Annotated in this window: 37 protein-coding genes; 7 read left to right on the top strand and 30 right to left on the bottom strand. The window is 59.1% G+C overall.

Annotated elements, in window-relative coordinates; translation table 11 throughout:
- Nucleotides 1-20 precede the first annotated feature (20 nt).
- The 21 genes from ACQRAX_RS16070 to ACQRAX_RS15970 form a co-directional block, all read right to left on the bottom strand.
- Entirely contained in the window at nucleotides 21-785 is a 765-nt protein-coding gene (locus ACQRAX_RS16070; protein ID WP_412039448.1) for a C40 family peptidase, read from the bottom strand.
- Between the two features lie 8 nt (nucleotides 786-793).
- Nucleotides 794-1492, bottom strand: coding sequence for a phage minor tail protein L (locus tag ACQRAX_RS16065; RefSeq protein ID WP_412039449.1), 699 nt, complete (start codon nucleotides 1490-1492; stop codon nucleotides 794-796).
- Nucleotides 1492-1830 carry a phage tail protein gene (locus ACQRAX_RS16060; RefSeq protein WP_412039450.1) on the bottom strand — a complete coding sequence of 113 codons (339 nt, stop codon included), beginning with the start codon at nucleotides 1828-1830 and terminating at the stop codon, nucleotides 1492-1494. Before ACQRAX_RS16060 ends, ACQRAX_RS16065 begins: the two co-directional genes overlap by 1 nt.
- A gap of 20 nt (nucleotides 1831-1850) precedes the next feature.
- Complete coding sequence (locus ACQRAX_RS16055; RefSeq protein WP_412039451.1) at nucleotides 1851-4826, bottom strand: phage tail tape measure protein; 2976 nt, start codon at nucleotides 4824-4826, stop codon at nucleotides 1851-1853.
- 35 nt (nucleotides 4827-4861) lie between these two features.
- The gene (locus ACQRAX_RS16050; RefSeq protein ID WP_203585062.1) at nucleotides 4862-5074 is read right to left on the bottom strand and encodes a phage tail assembly protein T; all 213 of its coding nucleotides are present in this window, start codon (nucleotides 5072-5074) and stop codon (nucleotides 4862-4864) included.
- Nucleotides 5071-5496 carry a phage tail assembly chaperone family protein, TAC gene (locus tag ACQRAX_RS16045; RefSeq protein WP_412039452.1) on the bottom strand — a complete coding sequence of 142 codons (426 nt, stop codon included), beginning with the start codon at nucleotides 5494-5496 and terminating at the stop codon, nucleotides 5071-5073. Before ACQRAX_RS16045 ends, ACQRAX_RS16050 begins: the two co-directional genes overlap by 4 nt.
- Nucleotides 5497-5505: 9 nt before the next feature.
- On the bottom strand, nucleotides 5506-6234 hold the full coding sequence (locus ACQRAX_RS16040; RefSeq protein WP_412039453.1) for a phage tail tube protein: 729 nt from the start codon (nucleotides 6232-6234) through the stop codon (nucleotides 5506-5508).
- A 63-nt stretch (nucleotides 6235-6297) separates the two neighbouring features.
- Nucleotides 6298-6666, bottom strand: a complete 369-nt coding sequence (locus ACQRAX_RS16035; RefSeq protein WP_412039454.1) for a DUF3168 domain-containing protein — start codon at nucleotides 6664-6666, stop codon at nucleotides 6298-6300.
- A complete protein-coding gene (locus ACQRAX_RS16030; RefSeq protein ID WP_412039455.1) occupies nucleotides 6666-7151 on the bottom strand; it encodes an HK97-gp10 family putative phage morphogenesis protein in 486 nt (161 codons plus the stop codon). Before ACQRAX_RS16030 ends, ACQRAX_RS16035 begins: the two co-directional genes overlap by 1 nt.
- The gene (locus ACQRAX_RS16025) at nucleotides 7144-7482 is read right to left on the bottom strand and encodes a phage head closure protein (RefSeq protein ID WP_412039456.1); all 339 of its coding nucleotides are present in this window, start codon (nucleotides 7480-7482) and stop codon (nucleotides 7144-7146) included. The genes ACQRAX_RS16030 and ACQRAX_RS16025 overlap by 8 nt, the downstream gene beginning before the upstream one ends.
- Nucleotides 7479-7808, bottom strand: a complete 330-nt coding sequence (locus tag ACQRAX_RS16020; protein WP_412039457.1) for a head-tail connector protein — start codon at nucleotides 7806-7808, stop codon at nucleotides 7479-7481. Before ACQRAX_RS16020 ends, ACQRAX_RS16025 begins: the two co-directional genes overlap by 4 nt.
- On the bottom strand, nucleotides 7805-8059 hold the full coding sequence (locus ACQRAX_RS16015; protein ID WP_427867745.1) for a hypothetical protein: 255 nt from the start codon (nucleotides 8057-8059) through the stop codon (nucleotides 7805-7807). The genes ACQRAX_RS16020 and ACQRAX_RS16015 overlap by 4 nt, the downstream gene beginning before the upstream one ends.
- Nucleotides 8060-8095: 36 nt before the next feature.
- The gene (locus ACQRAX_RS16010) at nucleotides 8096-9262 is read right to left on the bottom strand and encodes a phage major capsid protein (RefSeq protein ID WP_412039459.1); all 1167 of its coding nucleotides are present in this window, start codon (nucleotides 9260-9262) and stop codon (nucleotides 8096-8098) included.
- An 11-nt stretch (nucleotides 9263-9273) separates the two neighbouring features.
- The gene (locus ACQRAX_RS16005) at nucleotides 9274-9939 is read right to left on the bottom strand and encodes an HK97 family phage prohead protease (RefSeq protein WP_412039460.1); all 666 of its coding nucleotides are present in this window, start codon (nucleotides 9937-9939) and stop codon (nucleotides 9274-9276) included.
- Nucleotides 9940-9957: 18 nt separating this feature from the next.
- Entirely contained in the window at nucleotides 9958-11229 is a 1272-nt protein-coding gene (locus tag ACQRAX_RS16000) for a phage portal protein (RefSeq protein ID WP_412039461.1), read from the bottom strand.
- Nucleotides 11229-12950: a terminase large subunit gene (locus ACQRAX_RS15995; RefSeq protein ID WP_412039462.1), complete on the bottom strand. Its 1722-nt coding sequence runs from the start codon at nucleotides 12948-12950 to the stop codon at nucleotides 11229-11231. Before ACQRAX_RS15995 ends, ACQRAX_RS16000 begins: the two co-directional genes overlap by 1 nt.
- Nucleotides 12950-13435 (bottom strand): phage terminase small subunit P27 family, encoded by a 486-nt coding sequence (locus ACQRAX_RS15990; RefSeq protein ID WP_412039463.1) that lies wholly within the window; start codon nucleotides 13433-13435, stop codon nucleotides 12950-12952. The genes ACQRAX_RS15995 and ACQRAX_RS15990 overlap by 1 nt, the downstream gene beginning before the upstream one ends.
- Nucleotides 13436-13585: 150 nt before the next feature.
- Complete coding sequence (locus ACQRAX_RS15985; RefSeq protein ID WP_412039464.1) at nucleotides 13586-13963, bottom strand: HNH endonuclease; 378 nt, start codon at nucleotides 13961-13963, stop codon at nucleotides 13586-13588.
- The gene (locus ACQRAX_RS15980; protein ID WP_412039465.1) at nucleotides 13954-14133 is read right to left on the bottom strand and encodes a hypothetical protein; all 180 of its coding nucleotides are present in this window, start codon (nucleotides 14131-14133) and stop codon (nucleotides 13954-13956) included. Before ACQRAX_RS15980 ends, ACQRAX_RS15985 begins: the two co-directional genes overlap by 10 nt.
- 65 nt (nucleotides 14134-14198) lie before the next feature.
- Nucleotides 14199-14381 (bottom strand): hypothetical protein, encoded by a 183-nt coding sequence (locus ACQRAX_RS15975; RefSeq protein WP_412039466.1) that lies wholly within the window; start codon nucleotides 14379-14381, stop codon nucleotides 14199-14201.
- Complete coding sequence (locus ACQRAX_RS15970; protein WP_412039467.1) at nucleotides 14368-14700, bottom strand: phage holin family protein; 333 nt, start codon at nucleotides 14698-14700, stop codon at nucleotides 14368-14370. The genes ACQRAX_RS15975 and ACQRAX_RS15970 overlap by 14 nt, the downstream gene beginning before the upstream one ends.
- A gap of 417 nt (nucleotides 14701-15117) precedes the next feature.
- Between ACQRAX_RS15970 and ACQRAX_RS15965 the strand changes: the two genes are divergently transcribed.
- Complete coding sequence (locus ACQRAX_RS15965; protein ID WP_412039468.1) at nucleotides 15118-15378, top strand: hypothetical protein; 261 nt, start codon at nucleotides 15118-15120, stop codon at nucleotides 15376-15378.
- 244 nt (nucleotides 15379-15622) lie between these two features.
- On the opposite strand, the gene ACQRAX_RS15960 is transcribed toward ACQRAX_RS15965, so the two are convergent.
- From ACQRAX_RS15960 to ACQRAX_RS15920, 9 genes are read right to left on the bottom strand one after another with little or no spacing between them, the layout of a single operon-like run.
- Entirely contained in the window at nucleotides 15623-16186 is a 564-nt protein-coding gene (locus ACQRAX_RS15960; RefSeq protein ID WP_412039469.1) for a hypothetical protein, read from the bottom strand.
- 11 nt (nucleotides 16187-16197) lie between these two features.
- On the bottom strand, nucleotides 16198-16515 hold the full coding sequence (locus ACQRAX_RS15955) for a hypothetical protein (RefSeq protein ID WP_412039470.1): 318 nt from the start codon (nucleotides 16513-16515) through the stop codon (nucleotides 16198-16200).
- Nucleotides 16512-16712: a hypothetical protein gene (locus ACQRAX_RS15950; protein WP_274071672.1), complete on the bottom strand. Its 201-nt coding sequence runs from the start codon at nucleotides 16710-16712 to the stop codon at nucleotides 16512-16514. Before ACQRAX_RS15950 ends, ACQRAX_RS15955 begins: the two co-directional genes overlap by 4 nt.
- A 16-nt stretch (nucleotides 16713-16728) precedes the next feature.
- On the bottom strand, nucleotides 16729-17160 hold the full coding sequence (locus tag ACQRAX_RS15945; protein ID WP_412039471.1) for a VRR-NUC domain-containing protein: 432 nt from the start codon (nucleotides 17158-17160) through the stop codon (nucleotides 16729-16731).
- A complete protein-coding gene (locus ACQRAX_RS15940) occupies nucleotides 17157-17453 on the bottom strand; it encodes a DUF1364 domain-containing protein (protein ID WP_412039472.1) in 297 nt (98 codons plus the stop codon). The genes ACQRAX_RS15945 and ACQRAX_RS15940 overlap by 4 nt, the downstream gene beginning before the upstream one ends.
- The gene (locus ACQRAX_RS15935; protein WP_412039473.1) at nucleotides 17450-17653 is read right to left on the bottom strand and encodes a hypothetical protein; all 204 of its coding nucleotides are present in this window, start codon (nucleotides 17651-17653) and stop codon (nucleotides 17450-17452) included. The genes ACQRAX_RS15940 and ACQRAX_RS15935 overlap by 4 nt, the downstream gene beginning before the upstream one ends.
- On the bottom strand, nucleotides 17650-18318 hold the full coding sequence (locus ACQRAX_RS15930) for a replication protein P (RefSeq protein ID WP_412039474.1): 669 nt from the start codon (nucleotides 18316-18318) through the stop codon (nucleotides 17650-17652). The genes ACQRAX_RS15935 and ACQRAX_RS15930 overlap by 4 nt, the downstream gene beginning before the upstream one ends.
- Complete coding sequence (locus tag ACQRAX_RS15925) at nucleotides 18315-19085, bottom strand: helix-turn-helix domain-containing protein (RefSeq protein ID WP_412039475.1); 771 nt, start codon at nucleotides 19083-19085, stop codon at nucleotides 18315-18317. Before ACQRAX_RS15925 ends, ACQRAX_RS15930 begins: the two co-directional genes overlap by 4 nt.
- An 11-nt stretch (nucleotides 19086-19096) precedes the next feature.
- Nucleotides 19097-19762, bottom strand: a complete 666-nt coding sequence (locus ACQRAX_RS15920; protein ID WP_412039476.1) for a phage antirepressor KilAC domain-containing protein — start codon at nucleotides 19760-19762, stop codon at nucleotides 19097-19099.
- Nucleotides 19763-19980: 218 nt separating this feature from the next.
- Here ACQRAX_RS15920 and ACQRAX_RS15915 point away from each other — a divergent pair, with 218 nt between their 5' ends.
- The 6 genes from ACQRAX_RS15915 to ACQRAX_RS15890 all read left to right on the top strand — a co-directional run bounded on the left by ACQRAX_RS15915 (nucleotide 19981) and on the right by ACQRAX_RS15890 (nucleotide 22296).
- On the top strand, nucleotides 19981-20226 hold the full coding sequence (locus ACQRAX_RS15915) for a hypothetical protein (protein WP_412039477.1): 246 nt from the start codon (nucleotides 19981-19983) through the stop codon (nucleotides 20224-20226).
- 20 nt (nucleotides 20227-20246) lie between these two features.
- A complete protein-coding gene (locus ACQRAX_RS15910; protein WP_427867744.1) occupies nucleotides 20247-20606 on the top strand; it encodes a hypothetical protein in 360 nt (119 codons plus the stop codon).
- A 43-nt stretch (nucleotides 20607-20649) separates the two neighbouring features.
- Nucleotides 20650-21306 (top strand): LexA family protein, encoded by a 657-nt coding sequence (locus tag ACQRAX_RS15905; protein WP_412039479.1) that lies wholly within the window; start codon nucleotides 20650-20652, stop codon nucleotides 21304-21306.
- A gap of 35 nt (nucleotides 21307-21341) precedes the next feature.
- A complete protein-coding gene (locus tag ACQRAX_RS15900) occupies nucleotides 21342-21605 on the top strand; it encodes a hypothetical protein (RefSeq protein ID WP_412039480.1) in 264 nt (87 codons plus the stop codon).
- Complete coding sequence (locus ACQRAX_RS15895) at nucleotides 21595-21915, top strand: hypothetical protein (RefSeq protein WP_412039481.1); 321 nt, start codon at nucleotides 21595-21597, stop codon at nucleotides 21913-21915. The genes ACQRAX_RS15900 and ACQRAX_RS15895 overlap by 11 nt, the downstream gene beginning before the upstream one ends.
- 126 nt (nucleotides 21916-22041) lie before the next feature.
- Nucleotides 22042-22296, top strand: coding sequence for a DUF1654 domain-containing protein (locus ACQRAX_RS15890; RefSeq protein ID WP_412039482.1), 255 nt, complete (start codon nucleotides 22042-22044; stop codon nucleotides 22294-22296).
- The last annotated feature ends 195 nt before the right edge of the window (nucleotides 22297-22491 follow it).

The following is a 22491-nucleotide window of genomic DNA, read 5'->3' as shown; positions in this document are numbered from 1 at the left end:
AAGCAGGACTGTACCAGCAGTCACTTTACAGCGCGATGCCTCATGTAGAAGCGGGCGGCCTCGCGCCAATATCCACCGAAAACGTCGCGCTTTGAGTCTCGCCCATAAAGGTGGTGCAGTATTCCGCCCGGCACCGGATGGTGATCGGGCTCGGTCTTGAGGCGACCATCGGCGAGATAGACACCCGCGTGGTTCGCCTTTTCGGCGCGCACCTGCATGACGATGAGGTCGCCCTGGTGTAAGTCGTCGGGGTCCACCGGGTAGAAGCCAGCCGCTTCGAAGTTGTCGGCATAGAGGTCCTGCCCCTTATCCCACCATCCGTCTTCGCGTTCGTAATCAGGAAGCACGATACCCAGTTCGCGCTGGTAGTAGTCGCGGACCAGGGTATAGCAGTCCAGCACACCGTGATGGAAGGGGCGGCCCACCAGCGGAGCCTGGTACCCGGTTGGCTCGTGCACCAGGTGCGTCACCGGTTCACCTTCGCGCACTTCGATGATCACCCAAGGCAAGGCCGTGGCCTCCATCGCTGCACGATCGGCGGCGCTCAGCCGGGCAGGCTGACCGGGGTGGCTGTGCACCACGGCGACGATAGCCCCTTGATCCTCGGTGTCGGCCCAGTCTTCAGCGCAGATGCGGAACTCCTGCTCAGGCTTTACTGCTGTGTTGGCCAGTGGCAGGTAAACCAGCTTCCGCCCGACCCGTACCAGCAACCCGCAGCATTCCTCCGGCGCCCTTTCACGGGCGTGCACGTACATGGCCGCAATGACAGCCTGCGAAATTTTCATGGGAAACCTCAGTTGCCTGCGGAAGGGTAGCTGCCATAGCGCAGCGGGTTGTTCGCGCCGAATCGCAACTTGCAACCGGTCAAAGTCCCAGAGCACATATCCCGCTCAGGGTCGTCAGTTGCAACATCCTTATCGGTGGCGTAGTTGGAGCCGGTGTAGCCGCAGTAAACTCCGCGGTAGCCACCGATGGTCAGCCACTGGCAGCAGTTCGCCACAATCTGTCGGCCAGGAAGCTTTCGATCCGACGCGATCAGTGGTGACTTCAAGACGAACACAACCAGCTCCCCGTCAGCCGACTGTTTCTGGTCGATGGTGTATATGTCGTCTGCGAAGTGCTCCTGAGGGTCAGCCTCTGGGTTTCCGTCAGGGAAGTTCGCTGCATCGAGAAACCGCCCCAACGTTCGGTGCCGGACGATTTTGCCATCGACAAGATCGTCGTAGATCCGGCACAGCGCGGTGAGCAGGCCTGACACGTTGCCAACTGACAGCGTCGGACTGTTCTGCTGACCCTCGCCTGTCATGCCCATCCCCTCCACCTTGATCGGCCAGGGAGAGTACTCCTTACCCTGCCACAAGACAGGCCCAACCTGGGTATAGCCGTGGAAGTAATAGACATCGCCGCCCAAGGCGCTGAGGTCCAACTCGAACAACTCGACGTACTGGCCCGGCGCGAGCTTCTGGATATCCTCGTAAATGCTCTCGGCCATCAGGCTGCCCCAAAATATTGTTCGAATGTCGCGGTCAGGGTGAATATCCCGGCGCCGTGCGGGGTGACGCCCCAGGTTGTGCAGGTGAACAGCGATGCCGAGCCAAGCGGCGGGGTCCAGACAAAGGGGGTGAATCCCTTACGGCCCCGGAGAAAGCTCAGGATCTGCTGCACATAGGCCTCTCGCCCGCGAAAGGTGAGCGGCCAGCTCTGCACTTCATTATTGATGCCGTCCCCAGCGACCTGTCGGTAGCCGTTGCCGAACTGCGCGCTGCGAACGCGGAAGGTCCCAGTGCCCGTCGGTTCGATGTACGGGCACCAGTGAAAAGTGTCTGCCATGATTTCGCTCTGTCATTGTTTCAGCGGACGGGTCGATTGATGGCACTCCAGATCATGCCGCCACGTTGAAGCTGTTTGGCGATCTCCTGCTGCGCACCGTCCTTCGCTGCTTTCGCATAGGCCTGAGCTACTGCGCTCATATCGCTAGAGGCGGAGCCGCCTTGCCCGCCCGCCCCGTCAACCGATATATCCTGATGGATAGTCACCGACGAGCCGCCCCGAACTTGCCCTACCGCTTGCATTGCAGCGCTCGGATAAGACTTGCCAGCGGGGAGTACAAAGCCTCCATCCGCGTAACCTTTTGCGTTCAGGCCCTCTAGGAATGCGCGCATGCCAGGCTGGCCCACCACTTCCTTGCGCAGCACGAACTCCCCGGCATGGACGATCCCAGCTGGGTCAAATTTTCCGCCTGGGCCGGTGTACCCGCCATCCGAGAACCCGGAAGGGTTGTAAGTCATGCCTGATGAAGCGCCACCCAACCCGTAGTCGAAACCGCCAGGACCAGCTGCGGATGCATACGATCCGGCAGCGGCAGTGGCAAGGCTTGGGAAAATACTGGAGAACACGTTGGAAGCCGCTGCCTGCATTGCCATCTTTGCCACCATTTTCCCGAAGCTAACGGCCACGTCGCTGAATTTCTGATCAGCGCCAAATGCCCAATCAACAGCCGCATCGGTCAATCCGTCGAATAGCGAGGTAAACGCGCTGCTCATTTGGCCGGTGATGTCTTTCGCATGATCCATGTAGTTGTGCAGCGCATCGCTTGCGCCTGCTAGCCAATCCGATTGCGCTTCATCCAACTGGGAATAATAGTTTTGCTGGTCGGAGAGTCGCTCGGCCAGCGACGCTTTGAGCAAGGCTGTCTCTTTGCGAAACAACGATTCGCTTATATCGCCAGCGTTTCTCTGCGCCTGGAGATCGGCGAGTTTGTCGTTGTACTCCTGCTCAATTTGCAGGTTCTGGCGGAGGCGTTCCCTGGTTTTCTCACCTAACCCAGCGCCAGCAAGATCAATAGAAAAAGCGGAGCGGGCAGAGGCATTAGATGCAGCCAATGTCGCGGCGTAAGATGCAACCTTGGAATTTTCCTCATTCGCCTGTTTTAGCTGTTGAAGACCGTCCAGTTCGGCGGCAAGACTTTTGAGCCGCTCCTGCTGCTTCGCGTTGATTCCCACTAGCTTGCCGGACTCAATGTCGAACTGGAGCTTGGCGACCTCCGTCGCTTTCTTCCGGGCATCTGCACTGGTATTGATCAGCGCGATCTGCCGCTGATAATCGGTAACGGCATCCTCTCCCCGCTTGCGAGTTGCGGCTTCAGCGCTCGCCGCAGCTTTCTCAGCGCTTTTCGCAGCCTCCCCCCGCTTCTTCTCTGCATCAGCCGCAGCCTCGCTCGCGTCGAGGGTTTTGGCCTTGGCGATGAGTAAATCGCCCTCGCCCTCTTTAAGGCCGGTTACCAGGCCCGCGCCAATGCGCGCGGCCAGCTTGTCGGCATTTGTCTTCTTGTCGGCCAGGAGGATCTGCTCGTCGAGCGTCTTCGCCAGGTCCCGGTAGGCCTTGGACTGCTCCACGACTGGAGCAGCGGAGAGGATGCCGTTCAGGATGTTGATCTGGTCGCCAAAGGCCTCAACCTTTTGGCGGGCCGTATCGAGTTCACCCTGGGCGGCAATCAGCGATTCATTCCACTCACGTTGCCGTGCGTCGGTTGGGTGCTCGCGGAGCAGCCGCTGGTACTGATTGACCGCGCTTTCGGCATCGATTGCCCGCAACTGGGCGTCAAGCAGGTCCTTGTTTATGTCTTGAAGCGCGGCAGCGGCCTGGTTGCGTGTAAAGCCGTCAAAGGACTGGCTGAGCAAATCAACCTTGTTGCTCAGGGTCGCGGCCGACTCCTCCGCGTCATCGCCGCTGAGGGCAAAATAAGCGAGCGCGCTCGCTGCGAGTAGCGCCACCCCGGCAGGTCCGCCCAGCAATGCCATGGCGGCCGATGCGCCACGGGCGGCAACGCCGACACTGACAATACCCGCGGCTGCGCCAGGCGCGATGCCTGCCATGCGCGCCAGCGCCAGCTGGTACCGAACAACCTCTATCTGCCCAGCCACGAACGCCGCAGACGTGCCCAGCACGCTAGCGGCAAGCCTGGTGGCCAGGACTACTGCCAGCGCGGCAGCCGCTTGAGCAGTAAGATTGAGCGCCGCTTTTGCCTTCGGATCGGACAGAACTGCATTCAATCCTTCGATTGCAGCTTTGGCTGAATCGAGGCTGCCTTCGCCAGTCAGCAGTCCCGAGACGGTGTTGCGCAGGCCATCGAGCGCCCCTCCAAAGGTATCGCGCGCAGCTGCGGCAGCACCGTTGTACGACTCTTCCAAAGCATTGAGGATAATTCCCTGAGCGCCTGCCACGTCGCCGGTGGACTCAAACGCCAGAGCAAGTTTCTTCTGTTCCTCGGTGAAGCGAAAGCCCTGCTTGGTTAGTGAGCTCAGGCCTTGAGAGGGCACGTCCAAAGCCCGCCCGATTGTCTCGGAGGCCTGCTGAACAGTCATTCCGGTTCGCGCAGCCATGTCAGCTGATGTCTGCAAAGCGCGCGTGAACTGGTTGCCAACCACGCCGGTGAATGCAAGCAGCGCTGTCTGGGCCTGGTTGATGTCCCCGCCGGAGAAGGTGGTCGCCTTCTCCATGGCATCGGCCATGTCGTTCAGCTGGTCGCGACTGAAGCCTGCGGCCTCGCCAGTCGAGCGCAGCACGGCCGCCAGCTGGGCCTGCTCCTTCTCTGCTGCTTGGGTCTCGGCAATGAATGCGGTGAAGATTGCACCCACAGAAAGCCCGGCCAAGGCCCCCGCTGCCACTTCGCCCAGCGCCTCCCAAGCAAGTGCCGCCACGTCAGCCGACTCGGCGATAGCTTTGCCGGACTTGCGGGCCACTGCCTCGGCCTTGTCCATCGGGCCAGTGAATCCGCCAATCCTGGCGATGAGGTCGAGCGTGAGCGTTCCGAGTGTTGAAGCCATGGGCTACCCCAGCATTACTATGTTGATGGACAGCCTCAAGCCCAGCTTGCCATCGCTTCCTCAAGGGTCATTTCAGGTTCAGACTCGTGCGGCATGAAATCGAAGATCTTGTACTTGACCTTGTCTGTGTGGGTGTTGGCATAGAGCGTTGCCAGCAGTGCACACCCGCGCTCGATGCGCAGCCCCCAATTGAGCGAGCCGCGCTTACGCCGGTACTCCACCCAACGGCGGAACTCAGGAAGACTCAAGCGCTCTTGGGCTTCCGCGATCGTGCAGGAGAGCGTGATGGCGATTTCGTGCCAGACTTCGTCGAAGTCGCTGAGTTCTGGGTCTTTCCCAGATTGTTCACCTCACCGATGGCGGTGAGCAGCGCCGTAGTCAGGTTACGGTCCAGGGAGCCGCGCTCCGGATCGGCATCGCCAGTGATGTCGGCCACGGTGAAGACCGGCTCGCCTGCCTCGTTGCAGATGCTGGCCGCGATCCGCCCGGCAATGCCGTCCTGCATTCCCGCCGACGCGATCAAGTCGCTGACAGCGGCGCGGTAGCCCAGCGGGCGAACAAACACCTCGCCCTGAAGCTCCTCGCCTCCCTGCTGCCACTTGATGGTCTTTTTGACCGGGGCGCCGGTGAAGGCGCCCATTTCTTTGAGACTCTGGATGCTGAGGTTCATGGCCTGTCCTTACGCAGTCTTGCGGATCCAGGCGGAGCCGCCCGAACGTTGGATGGTCGCGGCGGTGGTCACCACGGTGTTAGCGGCGAAGTCGAACGGGAAGTCCGAAACATAGCCATCGAAGACGAACCAGGTGCGAGTGGGCGGCAACACGAAATCGTCACCATCACCGAGCACAGCAGCGGCAGAGGCATCAGCACCGCCACCGCCAGTCAGGGCAATGGTCGGCGCCGTGGTGTAGCCAGAGCCTGGGTTGGTGATGTTGAAACCGGTCACCTCGCCCCCGGAGACGATTGCAGTAGCAGCGGCCCCGGAACCGCCGCCGCCCGTGATAGCGACTGCCGGCGCACTGGTGTAGCCGCTGCCGCCATCGGCGAGGCTGATCGCCGCGAGCGAGCCCGAGGTGCCCACGGTGGGGGCAATGCCCTTGCCGTCTGACCAACCGACAACCCAGCGAATGCTTTCGATCGAATCGTCTTCGGAGAGCTGGTGCAGACGAACGTGCGAAGCGTTGCGCGGGTCAGCGTTCAGGCTGAGGGTTGCCTGGCCAGGGGTTCTCAGACCTCGCATGTAGCTGCGAACTGTCTCGCTGAGACAGGTGGTCTCGATCTGGTCAGCGGGGTTGCCGCCAGGACTGAATGCGGTAGCGCACTCGATCTCCATAACTTCAAAGATCGACGGGTTACCAGAAGTAGGCACCAGAGCGTAGATCTGGGTCCCTTGGGACAGAATCGACATGGCGTTCTCCAAATGTCGGGCAAAAGAAAACCCGCACTTGGCGGGCCTTGGTCGGGGTGGCAGTCAGCGCTGGACTATCCAATCGGCATCAAAGCCGGCTCGATAGTTCTTGGTAGTAGGGTCACGGCCTTCGACACCCCAGCGGGTGATGTAGGCGTGAGGCTCGATCGCATCACGCAAAGCATCGCGAACACGCCGGGCGGTGGTGCCCGTTGTTGCGTAAACGTCGACCTGCAGGGTGAAGCCGTCGACATCAGGGCGCCCAGCAAGGTAGTTCTCTGGGCTGCCAGCGATGACTTGCCAGACCGCGTAGGGCTTAACCACGCCATCAGGCGCTTCCCCGAAGGAATAGAGCCTGGTATCTACCCCGGTTCCTAGCAGAGCACCGACGCCTGCGTCCTTCGAGCAGATTTCGAAAATGGGAGCGCTCATCAGGCAGTTTCCCCTTTCTTCAGAGCTCGCTTGATGGCGCGATCAATAGCCTTTTCGTACTCGGTGATAAACGTGCCGGTTACCTCGCTGATGTTGTCAGTCAGTGCCGGACGCATGAAGGGAGCCGCGGGCATTTTCTCGGTACCGAACTCAAGCAACCGCCAGTGCGGGGTAGGCGCGTTCGGGCTCAGGTCACCGCCGTCGGCAAGTACCGCGCCATGCAGAACGCCAACCCGAAACCCAAGGTCTCCGCTGCGCTTGAATAGACGGCCATTCCAACGTACTGCAATGTTGTCGGATATCGCCCTGCCCGTCTCTTTGTTGTCGAGACGCTCAGCCCCTTGCTTGGCTTTTTCGGCGACTACGTTAGCAGCGCGCCGAAGTGCAGCCCGACCGCCTTTGCGCTTTGTTTCGTACTTCACAGCCTGGATCTTGCCGAGCAGGCTATCCAGCCCCAATAGGCTGAACTCGACTGTTTCAGCCATCCTTCACCCCCATCGAGACAAGGATGGTCAAGTAGTCGCGCCCGGACTTGGGGTCCTCCAGTGGTGGGCCTTCGATGCTGTACAGCTCGCCGCGGTGGACGATACGCATCGTCGGCAGCACGCCGGACCGGTAACGGATGACGACCCGAGCCGTCGCCTCTGATTGCGCCGCCTGGGCAGCAATAAGGTCACGTGCCGAGAGCGGCTCAACGGCAGCCCAGGTGCTAGCGAATGGCTGCCAGGATGGCTCGCCGAATTCGCCCGACCCTGGGTCGCGGATGGCAACTTTGTGCTGGATTTCAATCGGGTGGCGCAGATCGCCGGCCTTCATGGCATCACCTCATCTGGCGGGCCGCGCCAATCACGAGACGACCACAGCAGAGAATCAACGGCCAAGGGCAACTCCGTTGCAATGGTGCCGGTGACGATCGCCTCTCGGTTGGCATAGGAATGGCCGATCAGCAAAAGCAGAGCCGCCTTGAAGCTGGCCGGGAAATCGCCCGACTCCACCAGCTTCGGGTTGTCGCAGAACCACAATGCCCAGGCCAGCGCAGACTCCGCGTAAAGTTCAATCAGGTCGTCTTCTCCAGCATGGTCGACACGCAGGTGCTTCTTGATCGTGTCGATCGGTAGTAGCCCCAGCGCCGTCACGGTCATTTTTTCTTGCCTGCCTTCAGTTCAGTGACTGGCTCTGGCTCTGGCTCTGGCTCTGGCTCTGGCTCTGGCTCTGGCTCTGGCTCTGGCTCTGGCTCTGGCTCTGGCTGATGCTCGGGGTCGTGTACTTCCACGGCAAGCTCCATACCGATGAGAGCCTCGGCGTATTCATCTGGCACCGTGCGCACTTCATGCTGATCGAAGGTGCCTGCGTGATAGTGAGAGAACTGGCGTAATGCGCGAATCTTCTTCATGCAATCGATGGGGCAGTTGCCTGCCCCGCCCCTTTGTTATGGTGTCGGTACGGTGAAGGCACCCTTGATGATCGCCGTCGGCCGGTAGTGGGTAACCGCCAGGCGCTCTTCGCAGAGAATGGTGAGCATGTTCTTCACAAAGTTGTCGCGATCCTGGTTACTGATCTCGATGGTTGCATCCATACGATCCCAAATCTGCGAAGCCAGATCGAAGCCGCCAACGGTGAAAGTGCCCTGGGCTTGCGCCTTGGTTGCAACCACAGGCAGCCCCCACATGACTTTGGCTGCAAAAGCTGCAGGGCCACCGAAAATGTAACGGCCGTCAGCGTCCTTGAGCAGCGCGATGGCGTGCCAATCGCGAGGGTTCAGGATCAGACCAGACGCCTCGAACTCCGACTCGCTGGTCTGGAAGATTGCGTGAGCGATTTGGTCGGCGCGGGTGTCGCCGGTCGCATTAAGCGCGGTGTCGTAGGCTGTGGCGACTTTGTTCAAGCCAATGAGGTTGTCCCCGGTGCCGTCGCCATTGAGTAGCTGGCCTTCTTCCACCAGATCCAGACCGAACAGCAGGCGACCATTCACATAGGACTCAAGCATCGGCGCATCGTCCATGATTTGGCGCGATGCCTGAATCCAGTGAGCGATGGTTTTGACGTTGGCTGTTTCCTTGGTGAAGGTCAACTGCGACTCAGGCTTGAGGTTGCCCTCGGCCACAGGTGCGGCACTATTGGTGAATACGTTCTCGCGAACGTAATCAATGGCGTTGGAAACAGTTCGCCCCTGAGCCATCAGGTCACGGATGGTCAAGCGGCGCAGGCCTGGCATCAAGATGCCGGGATTCATTTGCGGCTGAACCAGTACGCCTGCCGAGGCAGCACCGGAGCCCAGCGCCTTACTGAAGCTCTTCACATCCACCTTGCCAGTAGAGGAACCATTCCAGCCTTTTTTCAAGTCTTCAGCAGCCTGCGCAGCGAACGACGTCTTGCTTTCCGGGTTATCGAGGTTGCCAGAGGCGAGCTTCGACTCAAGGTCAAACAGACGGGTACCGGCGGCTTTCAGCTCTTCCTGCACGGTAGTCAGGTCGGACTGCAGCTTTTTGCTAACAGCGCCGGTGTCCTGGATTTCTTTTTTCTGTGCGTCGAACAGCTCCTGCATGCGTGTTTGAGCGGTTTCGATCGCTTTCTGGATGTTGGCCAGATCAGACATGGTGTGGTCCTTTAGTTCAGGAGTTTGGGGAAGGTATTGAGGCGCTCAATGAGCGCGGCGATGTCGTCGCCGCCTTCGGACTCACTCCGAACCGCGGACTTGATGCGGGCGATGAACGCCTGCGCTTCCGACTTGGAGACGCCGGCTACATCCCGCAGCCAATGCTCCGCGTCACGAATACTGGTGATGGTCTCTAGGCTCTTCAGCGAGTCCACAGTCGCCAGTTCGTTGGCAGGCTGAGTGCAAATGCTGATCTCGTTGAGGCTGGCCATACTTTTGAATGAGCGCCCGGAGGCAATCAGGTCGAAATCGTCCTTGCGTGCCGAGAACCCGACGGACATACCCTGCACGGTCTGGTGCTCCATCGCAGCCCGGAGGTCCGCGGCACCGGAATGCCCCTTGGTCAACTCGCCTCGCACGTGCAGGCCTTTACTGTCTTCGGAGATCTCCATCCACTTGCCTACTGGGATCTCCCAGGTGCGATGGTTGAAGAACATGCCGACCTGGCGAGTTTGCATTTCAAGCGCCTTTTTGTAGGCGCCCGGCAGAATGATGTCGCCGTCACCATCGATGACATTAAAAACGCTGGCATAGCCCTCGAAGACGCCCTGGGTTCCACCCGCCGCGAACTTGATCTCGGCCAGATCGAAGGCCAAGGTCTTTTTGATGCTTGGCATTTGCTGCCTCCAGAAAAACTAAACCCCGCTAGGTGCGGGGTTGGTTTGGCCAAGTTGAGTGAGCGGAACGTTCTGCGACTGCCGGGTTGCGACATCGCCCCCGGGTAGCGGTGGCCTGTTATTCACGCGACGCCCCTCGTTAATCGTGAGAAGGCCAGTGTCAACAAGCGTCTTCATGTAATTCGCCCTTGCCGTCGAGTCGCCACTCAGGAGCCCGTCGCGATTGTGTTCCGCGTGAATGCGCCCCAGATCTGCTGGCTTAACGAGCCAGCGAAGGATGCAGCCTTCCCATATTTCTAAGTACGCATCCAAGCTGTACTGGAGGAAGCCGAGGTTTTGCTGCTCAATACCCGAACCCCAGCTCGTGGATTTCTCGACATCACCCACCAGGTGTGGTGGAACACCGAAGAATCGCGCCAGCTCGCTGACCTGGAACTTCCTGGCAGCCATCGTTTCGGCATCCTGCGGGCTGACGCCGATAGCCTGCGTGGTGAAGCCGCCTTCCAAAATCCACAGCCGCTTCTTCACGGGTCCACCGGAGATCTCCTTGAAGTTCTCCTCAACTTGGGCGCGCTGGTCCTTGTTAAGCACTTTCCCCTCGCCGGTCATCAGCAACTGCGGAGACTTCGCGCCGTTCGCGTAGAAGTCGCGCTGCTGGTCCTCCATCGCCACAGCAACGCCAGCAGTCTTTGCGGCGAAGGCAATAGGGGACAAACCGACCAATCCGTTGAAGCCGAACCCCTTGAGGTGGAAGATATCGCTCTGCTTGAAGTCCGCGTACTCATTGTCCCGGCGGTAACGGTAGATGATGCGTTTGCCCTCGAGCCTCACATCCATGTTGACCGACATGAGAGGGACAAGACTGATCACGTCACCGACGCTGTTTCGCTCGATCAACGCATAAGCATTCCCGTAGTAGCAAAGCTGCATCGTCATCGAAACGCGAAAGTCGAACGCGGTCATGAACTGGTTTGGGCTGTACCGCAGCAGCCGGGCCAAGGGATTGTCCAGCCCGACTTTGTTGCGGTCGTCTCCTTTGGTTTCAAACACGTCCAAAGGCATGCACGCGGTGACGCTCGAAATCAGTCTCACACAAGCAAATACAGTAGAGATTTGCAGTGAGCGCTCATCATTAACGGCTGAGTCACCCACCACACCGGACGCCGAGACTGGCCCTGTTTGCGATCCCTTTTCGGGAGTAACCAGGCGCCCGCCGACAAAGAAACTGGCCATGCGCGCCCAGAAGGGACTGCGCGTGCGCAGGTCAATGCTGTAGTCGGTGTCTGCCATTACATACTCATCGGTCTAGAGAGGAAGTCATCGACAGAGCCCTGAACATCCGCATTCGCGAGAATTCGGCCTATCGCCATGATTAGCGCCACGGCGCCATCGATCTTGTTGTCGTCGCCCTGCTTGATGGGCCGCACAACGTCATCGTTGCCGGGCAGGTATTTGCCGATCACATTTCGGATACACCACGTCATGATCGGGTTGCCGTCGTGATGAAAACGCCCCGCTTCGATCGCAGCCTCGAGCTCCTTCATGCCGTCCGACATGTTGGTGTAGTTCTGGGTAATGGTGATCGGGTTGAAGCCTTCATCGTCTAGTTGATGGCCAAGGCCTGTTGCGCCGTGCGGGTCAATTGGACTCCATCGAATAGGTGCGAGCTTGTTGGCCTCCTTGGTGTCTTCAAGAATTTCCCGGTAGTCGACCTCGGCGCCGCTGGTGGCTATCAGGTGTCCCGAATTAAGCCAGGCCTGAAATCGCTCGGTCATACGCTGGTTGTCCGGGTCGTTCGCCGTGTCCTCTGGCACCCAGAAGGCCGGGGCAACACAGTAGTAGTGGATGCGCCCGTCAATCTCGCGCCAGAACAGGCGCGCCCTGGAGTTCATGTCGAGCTTCCGGGCCAAGTCGAAGGACGCAACCCACTCCTGCCCCTCGAACCGCTGAAGCGTAAGCGTGGTGTCTTCGCAGGCTTTCCAGCTCTCCATATTGAAGAAGGCAGCTTTGGCGCTCACCCAAAGGTTGAGATGCTTGGTCTTGAATGTGTTGGTAAATCGCGCCGAGCGGATAGCCCGGGCCAGCTGGCTTTCCAGATACTCCTGGAACACCGAGACCCCCATGCAGGGATTGGCCTTGGCCAGGTTCTTCGGGTCAGTCCAGTCATCCCCCTCGTCCAGCGTCCAGATGTAACCGAACAGCTCATCGTCTGGAACAGTGCCTTCGAGCATCTCGATAACTTGGCGACGCTTGTCGTAGCAAGGGCCCTCGATGTTCGCCCCGGCGGTGGTGATGATGAACATCAGCGGCTGCCGCCGGGCGCCCATGCCGGTGAGCATCGTGTCGTACTGGGCCGCGCTGTCGTGCTCGTGGTATTCGTCGATGATCGCGCAAGACGGCGATGCACCGTCGCCAGGGTTGCCAATCAACGGCTCGAAGCGGCTGCCGTTGGAAGGAATGTTCAGGTTCGAGGCGTTGACCTCGATGCCCGCGGCCTTGATCAGCTTCTTAGAGCGACTGACCATCAAACGGGCTGGCCGGAACACCTCCCAGGCCTGCTTCTCTGTGGTTGCCCCGGAATACACCTCGGCGCCGAACTCGTTGTCAGCAGTAAACATGCTGATGCCGACGCCGGCGGCGATCACTGACTTACCGTTCTTGCGCGGCACCTCCCAGTAGCTTTCACGGAAGCGCCGGTACCCGCCCTTCTTCCGAACCCATCCGAACGTACAGGCCAAGCCGAATAGCTGCCAAGGCTCAAGGGTGATAAACTGCCGCTTGAACGCCCACTCTCCCTTCGTGTGGGGCAGCAGCTGCATGAGCCGCAGTTTCTTCTCTGCCTTGGCCGCGTCGAACTTGTACGGGTAATCCTTTGAGCGGCTGGACGCTACGTTTTCGAAGTGGCGCTCGATCGCCTGATGGATATACCGGCAGGCAGGAAACTTGCCCCTGAGAACGGACCTTGCCCACACCATTGCCTTGTCGACATTGGTGTACTTGGCTCTGGCCATCAGCTACTCAGTAGGTCTGCAAACTCGTTGGTTTCGTTGTCCTCCCTGCCGCCGATAATTCGGGTCCGGCTGGCTGGGTCCAGGCCTAGCATCGATCCAAAGGTGACCATCTGGCGCATGGCCTCATTGGCGGCTGTAAGGGCCGGGTTCTTTATCGGGCTGCCCTGCGAGGACTGGACGACGATGCCGAAAGCCTCAACTGAATCTTGAGCCAATCGCCAGTTGCTGTATGCCGTGCAGAAGGCCTCGACGTTGTGCAGGTCGGTCAGAGCTAGCACGTTCTCGCGCAGCAACTCCGGAACCACCATGCGCCAGACTACTGCAGCACGAGCGGTTAACCAGGCCGGCGGATCTACATCGGTGATACGGGAAAACTCGGGTTCGGCCTTATTCAAGGCCCGCTTGCCGGGGTTTCCGGCGAGCTGTTTCTTGGCCGTGGGCTTGGGTTTGCGACCGCGGCCGGCGACCGTGGCGGTGCCTCCCATCGCGCAACTCCTGAACTTTTAATTTCGCGGGTGTAAAAAAACGATTGAGGGCGCGGTCTAGAATCGAACAGGTCGAAACTTTCGACCCTCCCCCTCCCTTGCTGGCCAATTCCGGCTCATTTCGCCCGCTTTTGGTGCGCTTTCGGGCGGTCAGCGCCGCGCATTGCCGAAACCACCGTCCTCGGCCGCTGTCTTGGCCGAATGACACGGTGCGCACAGGCTCTGCCAATTCGACCTATCCCAGAACACCGCCATGTCACCCTTGTGCGGCACGATGTGATCGACATCGGTGGCCACCACGACCAAGCCTTTGGCCTGGCAGTGCAAACACAATGGGTGCTTGGTCAGGAAGCCTTCCCGGGCCTGCTGCCACTTGTAACCATATCCGCGTGCGGTTGAGCTCTCTCGCGGCTTCTCCCTGACAAAGCTCTTCACCTGATCGGCGTGAGCATCGCAGTAGCCGTTAGCGTTGCGGTGAAGGGCTCGACAGCCCGATGCACGGCATGGGCGTTGCGGCCTCATCGGCATGGCTGGCCATTCAGGTAGGTGAGCGGCGGACCATCTTCATCCAAGCCTTGGTCTTCACCCAGCGCCTGGATCAGCGCCGCCTGGCTGTTTGCAATCTGCTGAAGCAGGTCGGTCTGCTTCATCTGTTCGGCCAGCATCCGTTCCAGCAATGAGGCTGCGTGCTCGCTCATATGCCACCTTTGTCCATTTGTTGATCCACTCGCGCCGGGCGGCGCATCCGCTGCAGGCCATCAGCCTAAGCCTCAGCTGCGATCTTGGTCATCGCCATCAACGCGCCAATCAGCGCCTTGTCAGACCGCCTGGCTATCGCGATCACTTCAGCCTCGGCTTTCATGACCTCTGCCTGATCCTCTGGTGACATCTCGCTGACCATGCCCTTCATCTGGTAGTACTCAGCCTTGCTATTAGGTTGGGTCATTACGCTCTCCACTGATGCCGGCCTTCTTGGCCAGGAACTGTGTATACAAGCCGCCTGCAACGTCGGCGCCGATCACCGCAATGACGATGCCCAGGCCAGCAGCCAAGTAGAGGTTGCTCCAGAGCGCCAGGGCTAGGAGCAGCGTGGCCATACCCAGCAAGCCAGACGCTAGGAAACGCAGCGCCACACGCTGAAGGATTTGCCGTAGCCCCAAGTCAGTACCTGAAGCCCTCAACATCTCCCCGGACAGGCCCGCCATGCTCAGCAGTACCAGCAGCCAGAGCGGCACATCGGTGAGTGCCTGGTGTTCTGTATTCATCAGCAAATCCTTAGCGAGACGGTATGCCTTTGTCCCGCAAGGGACTGAGTAATAGGTCCGGCAGCCAATGCAATGCAATCCGCCTGGGAGCAAGGAAGCAGGCATGGAGGCCGGAAACGAAAAAGCCCCGGCAAATGCCGAGGCTCGAATGGGTGCGGATGGCCGGAGCATCCCCGGCTTGGTGGTCTGGATCGCTGGGTCACGTACCCCAGACTCTCATCGCGTTACCGATCAGGGAGCGCACGGCTTTGATCGACGCCACTACCGACTTAGCGCAGCTGCCTGCGCGCGTCATCTGCATAAACACAAAATCGCACCGAGGTAGTCAGGCTTTGGATAAAAAGCCAGCTACAAGGTGATATCGGCTGGAGGCTACTATCGATGCTCCACCAACGAAGTAGCCTATAAGGACATCGCATGAGCGCTGACGAAAAGTTTTCCCAGCAAGCGTCATTCAATATGGGGGTTGTGACTGCACTTCACGCACTGAAGACCGCACTGCAAGCGTCACCTGGATTCAACAATGACGCTCTCGTTCAAGTAATCAAATCTATTCTGAACAACCCAAGCAGCCAGGTTCACGCGGAAGAGTTCAATGCACCGCTGATCGCTCTTCTGCACGACCACATCCTCGACGAGAATGGAAACCTCCGGACTGAAGAGGTCAGCCTTAACTAGCGTTGAAGGCTGAGACGAAATTCGCCAGTGGCGAAGTTGATAACCCACTTCCCATTGGCGGACCGAAGTACTGCTGTGGCTCCGCTGGAGGCCGCAGGCTGCTGCCGCTCTTTCGATGCATTTCTCATTGCATATCTCCAGAAACGAAAAAGCCCGACACAATGGTCGGGCTTTGACTGGTCGAATCTCATAACGCGCAAGATCGACATGATGGGGTTAATTTACGATCATTCCGCCATCATGGTCAAGCAGCATCAATGAATATTTCTTCCCGGTCGAAGATCTCGGTGGCATGCACCACTGCGGCCTCCTCCAATACCTCCAGGCATTTACCGATCCCGGTCTTCCAGCGGCGGCGCGTCGACTCCGGCTTACCCTCCACGTCCCAGGTGTTCATGTCGTAGAACTCGGGCGGCAGCACGATCATGTCAGTGGACCGCTTGCCGACCTGCATCCCGCGCAACTTAGGGATGGCCCAAGCGGTGACCGCTTTATATATAAACAGCTGAGGCGCCGGAGAGCTCATGCGGCTGATCAGGCGACCGATCGCGACAACCTTGTTGGCCTTATGCGTCGAGTACTTGGCAATCAACACATCCCACTGAGCAGGTGCCAGCTCTCGGTGCAGGAGCGCATGCAGGCAGCAGTCATAGTCAAACTTGTCGCGGACCGAGATGGTGCTGGCGGTGCCACCCACGCGCAGGTCGGCATCAATCAGCTTTTGCCAGTGCTGCTTGGTTGAGTTGTCGATGTTGTCGGCAGCCAGTACGCGGACCAGCGTGCTCATTACGTCTCTATAGATACCCATGTCCTTCCCCCTCAATCTCCAGTGAAGTTGGTACCGCCGCCCCCGCGCCGATTACCGTTCAGATACAGCGCCTCCGGCCCACTGGCCCGAGGGTGTTTCAATTCGTTGATGAGTTGCTGTGCGGCCTGCAGGCGCAGGCTCAATTGGGTTACCAGCTCATCCAGCGGCAGGGCTTCCCCCGTATCCGCCGCCACCCACCCCGAAGCATTGCAAGCAGTACAGGCCATTTCGTGGAACAGCCCTTTTGTTACCGCCCTGCCACGGCACGCCGAGCATTGAACCAGCTCGATCACTTCCTTCCTGAAGGCCGGGCCATGGCTCTTTCTCATACGCTCAGCAGCCGCTCATGCACCTTTGCGATGTTGGTGCCGTCGCGGTAGCCCGAGGTGTCTTTAATGTGCATCACCTGCCCATCCACAGTGCGGATCTCTAGGCAGGGGTCGCCGTTGTACTTGGTCTTTTTCATCGCAACGATGTGGTCAGGGTTCACGGCCAGGCCGGTGACTTCATCAACCAGAATCAGCATGGAAGGTCCTCTTCGATCAGGCGGCTGCGCGGGTTTGCGGTTGTAGGAGGTAGGCGCGGATTGCTTCGATCGCATCGATGGCGCCACGGCAGACAATCGCCAGATAGCCTTGGTCGAGCAGCGCCTGAATGTAGGCGTCTTGGCTCGGCGACACGGCAGCGTCGAATGGCGGCTTGGCCTTGAACTCGATGTACAAGCCGAAGTGGCCACCGCGCGCCATTGGCAACACCAGGTCAGGAACACCGGCCTTCACGCCCTGTTCTTTCAGCTTGAGTGCCACCAACTTGTGCCGGTGCCCGCCATTCGGGACGTGGTAGATCAGCTTGGCAGCGGCCGGGAAGCGCAATGCGACTTCGTGCATCAGCGAGGCTTGCTCTAGGCCTTCGCGATCGATGGGCTTGGCGCGGGTTTTCTTTGTGCCGAACAGGGCTGGCTTGGCAGTTTTCATGCAGCAACAACCCCCTCTCGGATCAGAATGGCCTGGGTGCGCATAACGCCCTCGGCGTGGTGCTGACGGGCCTCGGCGCGACCGATCAACTGACTGCGCCCGTCACAGGCGTCATGGCAAGCGCTGCACGCCCAGGCTCCCTGCAGATCGTTCGGTTTCATCCCGACGCCACAGGTTCCGGACATCCGGTAGTGGGCCAGCACGGTGGTTTCAGGGTTGCCGTTACAAACACCCGGAATGCGCACCTGGCATTCCCGGCCGCGCGCGGCTTTGGTCAACTTGGATTGCTTCATGGGCGGTCGTCCTTGTGTAGGTCAACAACGGTGAAGGTGGATGGCCACATATGCAGGCCGTGCAGGTTCGCCGACTGCTCGTCGCGATACAGGCCCACGGGCGGATGTGGCTGGCTGGTGAGGTCCAACTGGTGCCCGCAGGCGTAAAGAGCCCAGCGGTATTCGGTGAGGTCTGGTGCAATCAACTTCGGATCGATCACGGGCGGACACCTCGAGCAGAGCGCAATGCCTCAAGGGCAGCACGGCCAACATCCAGCGAGCGCGGCGCAGCCGGAGCGGGAAGCTCGGCAACCGGTACCGGGCCCAGGCTCTCGCCCTTCCAGATCTTCCGGCACTGCACCAGGTAGTGCTTCTCGAAGCAGCTCATCCCGAGGTCGCGCGACATCAGCGGCAGGCTGTGGAAGCCAGCGGCCGCGGTTGCGTGGTAAACGGCTGGGTGCATCCACTTCGCTGAAGCGCGCATGGCTGGGTGGCAATTACGCAGGCCTTGGGCATAGGCCTTTTCGGTGCTGGGCAGGCCCAGGCCTTCCGGAGCAAAGCACCAGCTCACGAACACGCCCGGCGCCGGAACGAACGGCGATTTGCTCGCACTCAGCACGCGCATGCCGTGGTCGATCTGCTCAAGACGGGTGATGCTCGAGCGCAGAAACTCGCCGAGCCATTCCAGCTTGGCCGCATCCATCACCGCAGGGGTCGGCCAGGACTGCCGCCAGGCGCCACAGGCACCGCGCAGTCGAAGGAACAGGTCTTCGACCACCTGGCGGGTAGCTGGATCGATTGGCATCGCGCCGTGCTCTACCGGTGGCTGGTAGGTCGGATCGGTTTGGCGATTGGCCAGAAGCTGCCGAACGCTGGTTGCGGTCATACTCGAACTCCCTTCGCGGTCCAGTCGGTTTGGGTCTCGTCCTGCTCGGCCTCGCTCGCGCTCCTGGCCTTCTCGCCCTTGAGCCACTTGGCCAGCCGGAAGCACCAGCCGCCACTGCTGTCGAGTAGCCGGGGCTTGGCGACGTAGTAACCCAGGAAGCTCTTGAGAGATTCCTCTGTGATCGCTTCAAGGGTCAGCCCTGCCAGGGTCAATTGGGCGGTCACCTTGTCGACCGGCGGATTCCACTCAGCGAACATGGCGAAACGCTGCAGGTCATCCTGCGACTCCAACGCCTGACGATCCTGCTCGGCAACCAGCTCAGAAATCTCGCGCGGCTGCTGCTCTTCGGTTCCTTGATGGTTCACTGACGGATTGGGTGCAGCTGCTGCACCCCGTTCTGCGTTTTCCTGCACCCCGTTCTGCTGTGAGCTGCACCCCGTGCGGTTATCTGCACCCCGTTCTTTACGAGGTGCAGCATTTGCACCCCGTTTCAGTTGGAGGTCATAAACAACTGGGCGACGGTCACGGCGGTCGATATAGGCGGCAGCAATTGCCTGATTGCCTTCAGCGATCCACCCTGCCTTCTCCAGCTCATCCAGTTTCAAGCGCACAGTGCGCTCGGACAGGCCGGTGTCTTCGGAGAGGGTTCCTGCAGACGGGAATGCACCGCGGCCGTCACTACCGGCGTAGTTGGCCAGGCAGAGAAGGACATGGCGCGCAGCGGGGTTATCCAAGGCAGCCTTTGGAATGGCCAGAGCCCAGGTCATGGCTTGAACACTCACAGCGATCCCTCAGCTTGCAGTTCTGCCAGGCGAGTGATGCCCTTCGGGGTCACCAGCACGTCAAACGCAGCGCGCTCAGCACCGGTCTCTGCATCAGGCTTCAGGCCGGTCACCTTGTGCTTCATCAGGCCGGCAGTGATACGTGGCTGATAAGCGATCCAGCGACGAGAGCCCTTGCGGCGAAAGATCCAGCGGTGCTGCTCCAGCCAGTCGAACAGCTTCGAAGGTGACAGCTGCAGGTGTTTGGCGGCATCGGTGATGCAGATCGCGCCACCAGCAGCAGCCAAGCGCTTGATGGCGGCTACCTTGGGGGCCTGATGCTCAATAACCTGCTGTAGCTGTTGGTTCTTCTCGACCTGTTCGGCTGCCAGACGCAGAGCTTCCGCGAAGGTGGACGGCACCTGCAGGTGAGCAACCACCCTACCCTCCAGTTCCTGCCAGCGGTCGATCACTCGGGCACGGTGCTCATCGCTATACCCTGCAACCACAAGATGGGTATCGCGCTCAATCAGGTCGTAAACCTCCACTGGGCGCCCGCCAGTAGCCTCGCGACGGGTTTTACGAGGAGATCGTAAAAGCCCCTTGGCGAAAAGACGCTCGATAGTGGCGATCACATCGTTATGGCGGGCCTCCACCAGGTCGGCAATCTCCCGCGAAGACATGACCTGACGCGTCAGATTTGACGCAATTGCAGAACCTGACGCGGGAGGGTGGGAGTTGCTTGTATCGAGTGCGGTATGCATAATCCACCTCGTTGAGTGTTTTGAAGAAGCCGGTCTAGCCACCGGCTTTTTTGTGCCTGCGATTCAGGCGTTATGGGTGTCCGGTGCATCCGTGGTAGCTTTTTGCTTCCACACAACAAGGTCCAAGGAGACCGGACATGTCAGACGATTTGGTGTTGAACCCCGTTGCCGGGTGGGATGTGCGGACGGTTGAGTCCATGCAGCTGGTTCTGCTTGAACTCGGGTTCATTTCGACTCCCTTTCAGCGACCAGAAGAGGCTCAGAAAAGCCCGATCTACGCGCTGACTCTTGAGCAGACGAAACAGCTGATCGACGTACTGCAAAGATCTGTGCAGGCCGTGGAACGCGCTGGGATATCGTCTCCCCCAGGGCCGAAGCACTGACCCAAAATGGAGCGAGCGCAATGCTCGCTTCTTTCTTGCCCCGATCTGCCTTCATCTGCGCTTCCTTACTGGCTAAATTCACAGGTGTTTTGGTCATCTACTGGCGCAATGCCAGGAGCTGGATAATTCAACTCACCGGACTAAGAGCACTTGGGGTCGACTTGGAAGTGCCCTTTGGAAAGAACCTGGATCTGGTACTGGCGAGATTGAGGGACGTTTTCCCCCCACATGGTTACCGCGCTGGGCTGAATGCCCAGGGCGTCCGCCAACTTCTTCTTGCTGCCGAAAAAATCGGCTACTTCACGCGTTTTCATTGCGCATCCTCATTCGTGCGTGAGGCAATTTCAGCATGCTTAAGTTACCACGTCAACGAAACGTGAATCTGACTGCATACTTAAATTCAGTTAACTTAATATCGGTGCCATGGAAAGACATGAGCGGATAGCCAAAGCCATCAAGGCCAGCGGCAAGAAAAAGGGGGAGATTGCGACTGCATGCGGTGTCGCAAACTCGGCTGTTACTCAATGGATCTCAGGCGAAAGTAAGAGCTTGAGGCCGGAGAACCTCTACGCCCTTGCGAAAGCGACAGGCTTCCGGGCTGAGTGGCTTGCCATTGGCGAAGGGCCTGAGACCGATAGCGTCGAACCCAGCAACATTGCACCCGCAATGCAGCCAAAGATGTCTTATCGCTATCCAGTCATAAGCTGGGTTGCGGCAGGCGCCTGGGCTGAGGCGGTTGAGCCCTTCCCTCCTGGCTTCTCAGATCGATATGAGATTTCTGACTACAACTCGAAAGGTGCAGCGTTCTGGCTGGAGGTTCGCGGCGACTCGATGACCGCTCCGACAGGGACCAGCATCCCCGAGGGGATGATGATCCTGGTAGACACCGAGGCGGACGTTACGTCGGGCAAGCTGGTGATCGCTAAACTGGCCAATAGCGGCGAGGCAACCTTCAAGAAGCTGGTTGAGGATGGTGGAAGGCGCTATCTCAAGCCGCTGAACCCAGAATATAAAATGGTTGAGTGCGGGGAAGACTGCCGGATTATCGGTGTGGCTGTTCGAGTCATGGGAAAACTCTAAGGGTCACCCTAGAGCACCTTTCACCTGGAGATAATATGAGCAACAAAGAAGATCCAATGTCCGCCATGGGCAATTTGATTGGCAATCACTTTGGCAGCTTGTATGTGCTCGCCATGCATCAAACTCGAGCCATAATGGAGCTATCCAGCGCCCTGTCTAAGGAGCCGAACATCAGCCCAGAGACCAAAGCCAAGGCGCTCTATACTCTTGAGCTGTGCGATGAAATGATCGGACAAATAGAGGAAGGCGTGGGCGAACACGCCAAGAAAGACGTGAAGGGATTCTTCAATGGAGAATAAAGTAAACACTGAATTTCTCCTTCGTCAGATGGCTACCCTCAAGCAGGCGCATGACAGGCTGACTCAAGAAGGCCATACTGGTGGCGGAAATCCCCCAGGAGGTGGAGACGTGGAAGCTCGCGTAGCTAAACTCGAGACTCATGTTGAGTACATCAGACGCGACTTGGATGAAGTGCTCGCGGATGTGCGCACAATCAAAAGTAGGCTGTCCTACTTTGCCGGCGCCGCTTTTGTGATCGCAGGTATTGCAGCATGGATTGTGAACAATCGATTTGACCAGGTGCTTGGTCTGCTCACTAAAGCATCCTGATCGAAGCACATCAAACAAGCCCGGCCCAGCGCCGGGCTTTTTCATTCTGGGGAACCCGCAGGATCTTGCCAAAGGCGCTTACGTCAAATACTGTATATTCATACAGCATTCAAGGAAGTCCCCGACGTGGTCCCAGGCAATTCAGAGACAGCAATACCTCCCTCCTCTTATGAGCTTCTCGGTCAGCGCGTGCAGCGACTGGTTTCATCACCGCACGTGCAGAAGCTCCAGGCAATCACCGTGCTTCCTGAGCCAGGCGACAGGGCGGAAGACTGGGATCGGCTTGTCGATGAGCTGGGCAATACCGATGGCATCCGTATTGACCGGCTTGAAAGTGGCGCTTATCGCATCGGATGGCGCGAGTACATCGACGTAATCTGAAAACGGCCCGCCAATTAGCGGGCTTTTTTACGCCCACAGAATTCAGCATTCTGAAATTATTCCTTCAGCATGCTTGACTCGTTAATTTCAGTTTGCTTAAATTTATCTCATCGCCGGATCACCACCGGCCAGAAACGAAGGCAGCGATGGACAGGCCTCAACAGTCCAGAGGGTTGGCAACTGACCCAGGCGTGC

This window comes from Pseudomonas sp. UM16 (assembly GCF_050312595.1).
In the GTDB taxonomy this organism is placed as follows: Bacteria; Pseudomonadota; Gammaproteobacteria; order Pseudomonadales; family Pseudomonadaceae; genus Aquipseudomonas.
The sequence above is the reverse complement of the archived record's forward strand: the minus strand, read 5'-3'. Positions and strand labels throughout refer to the sequence as shown.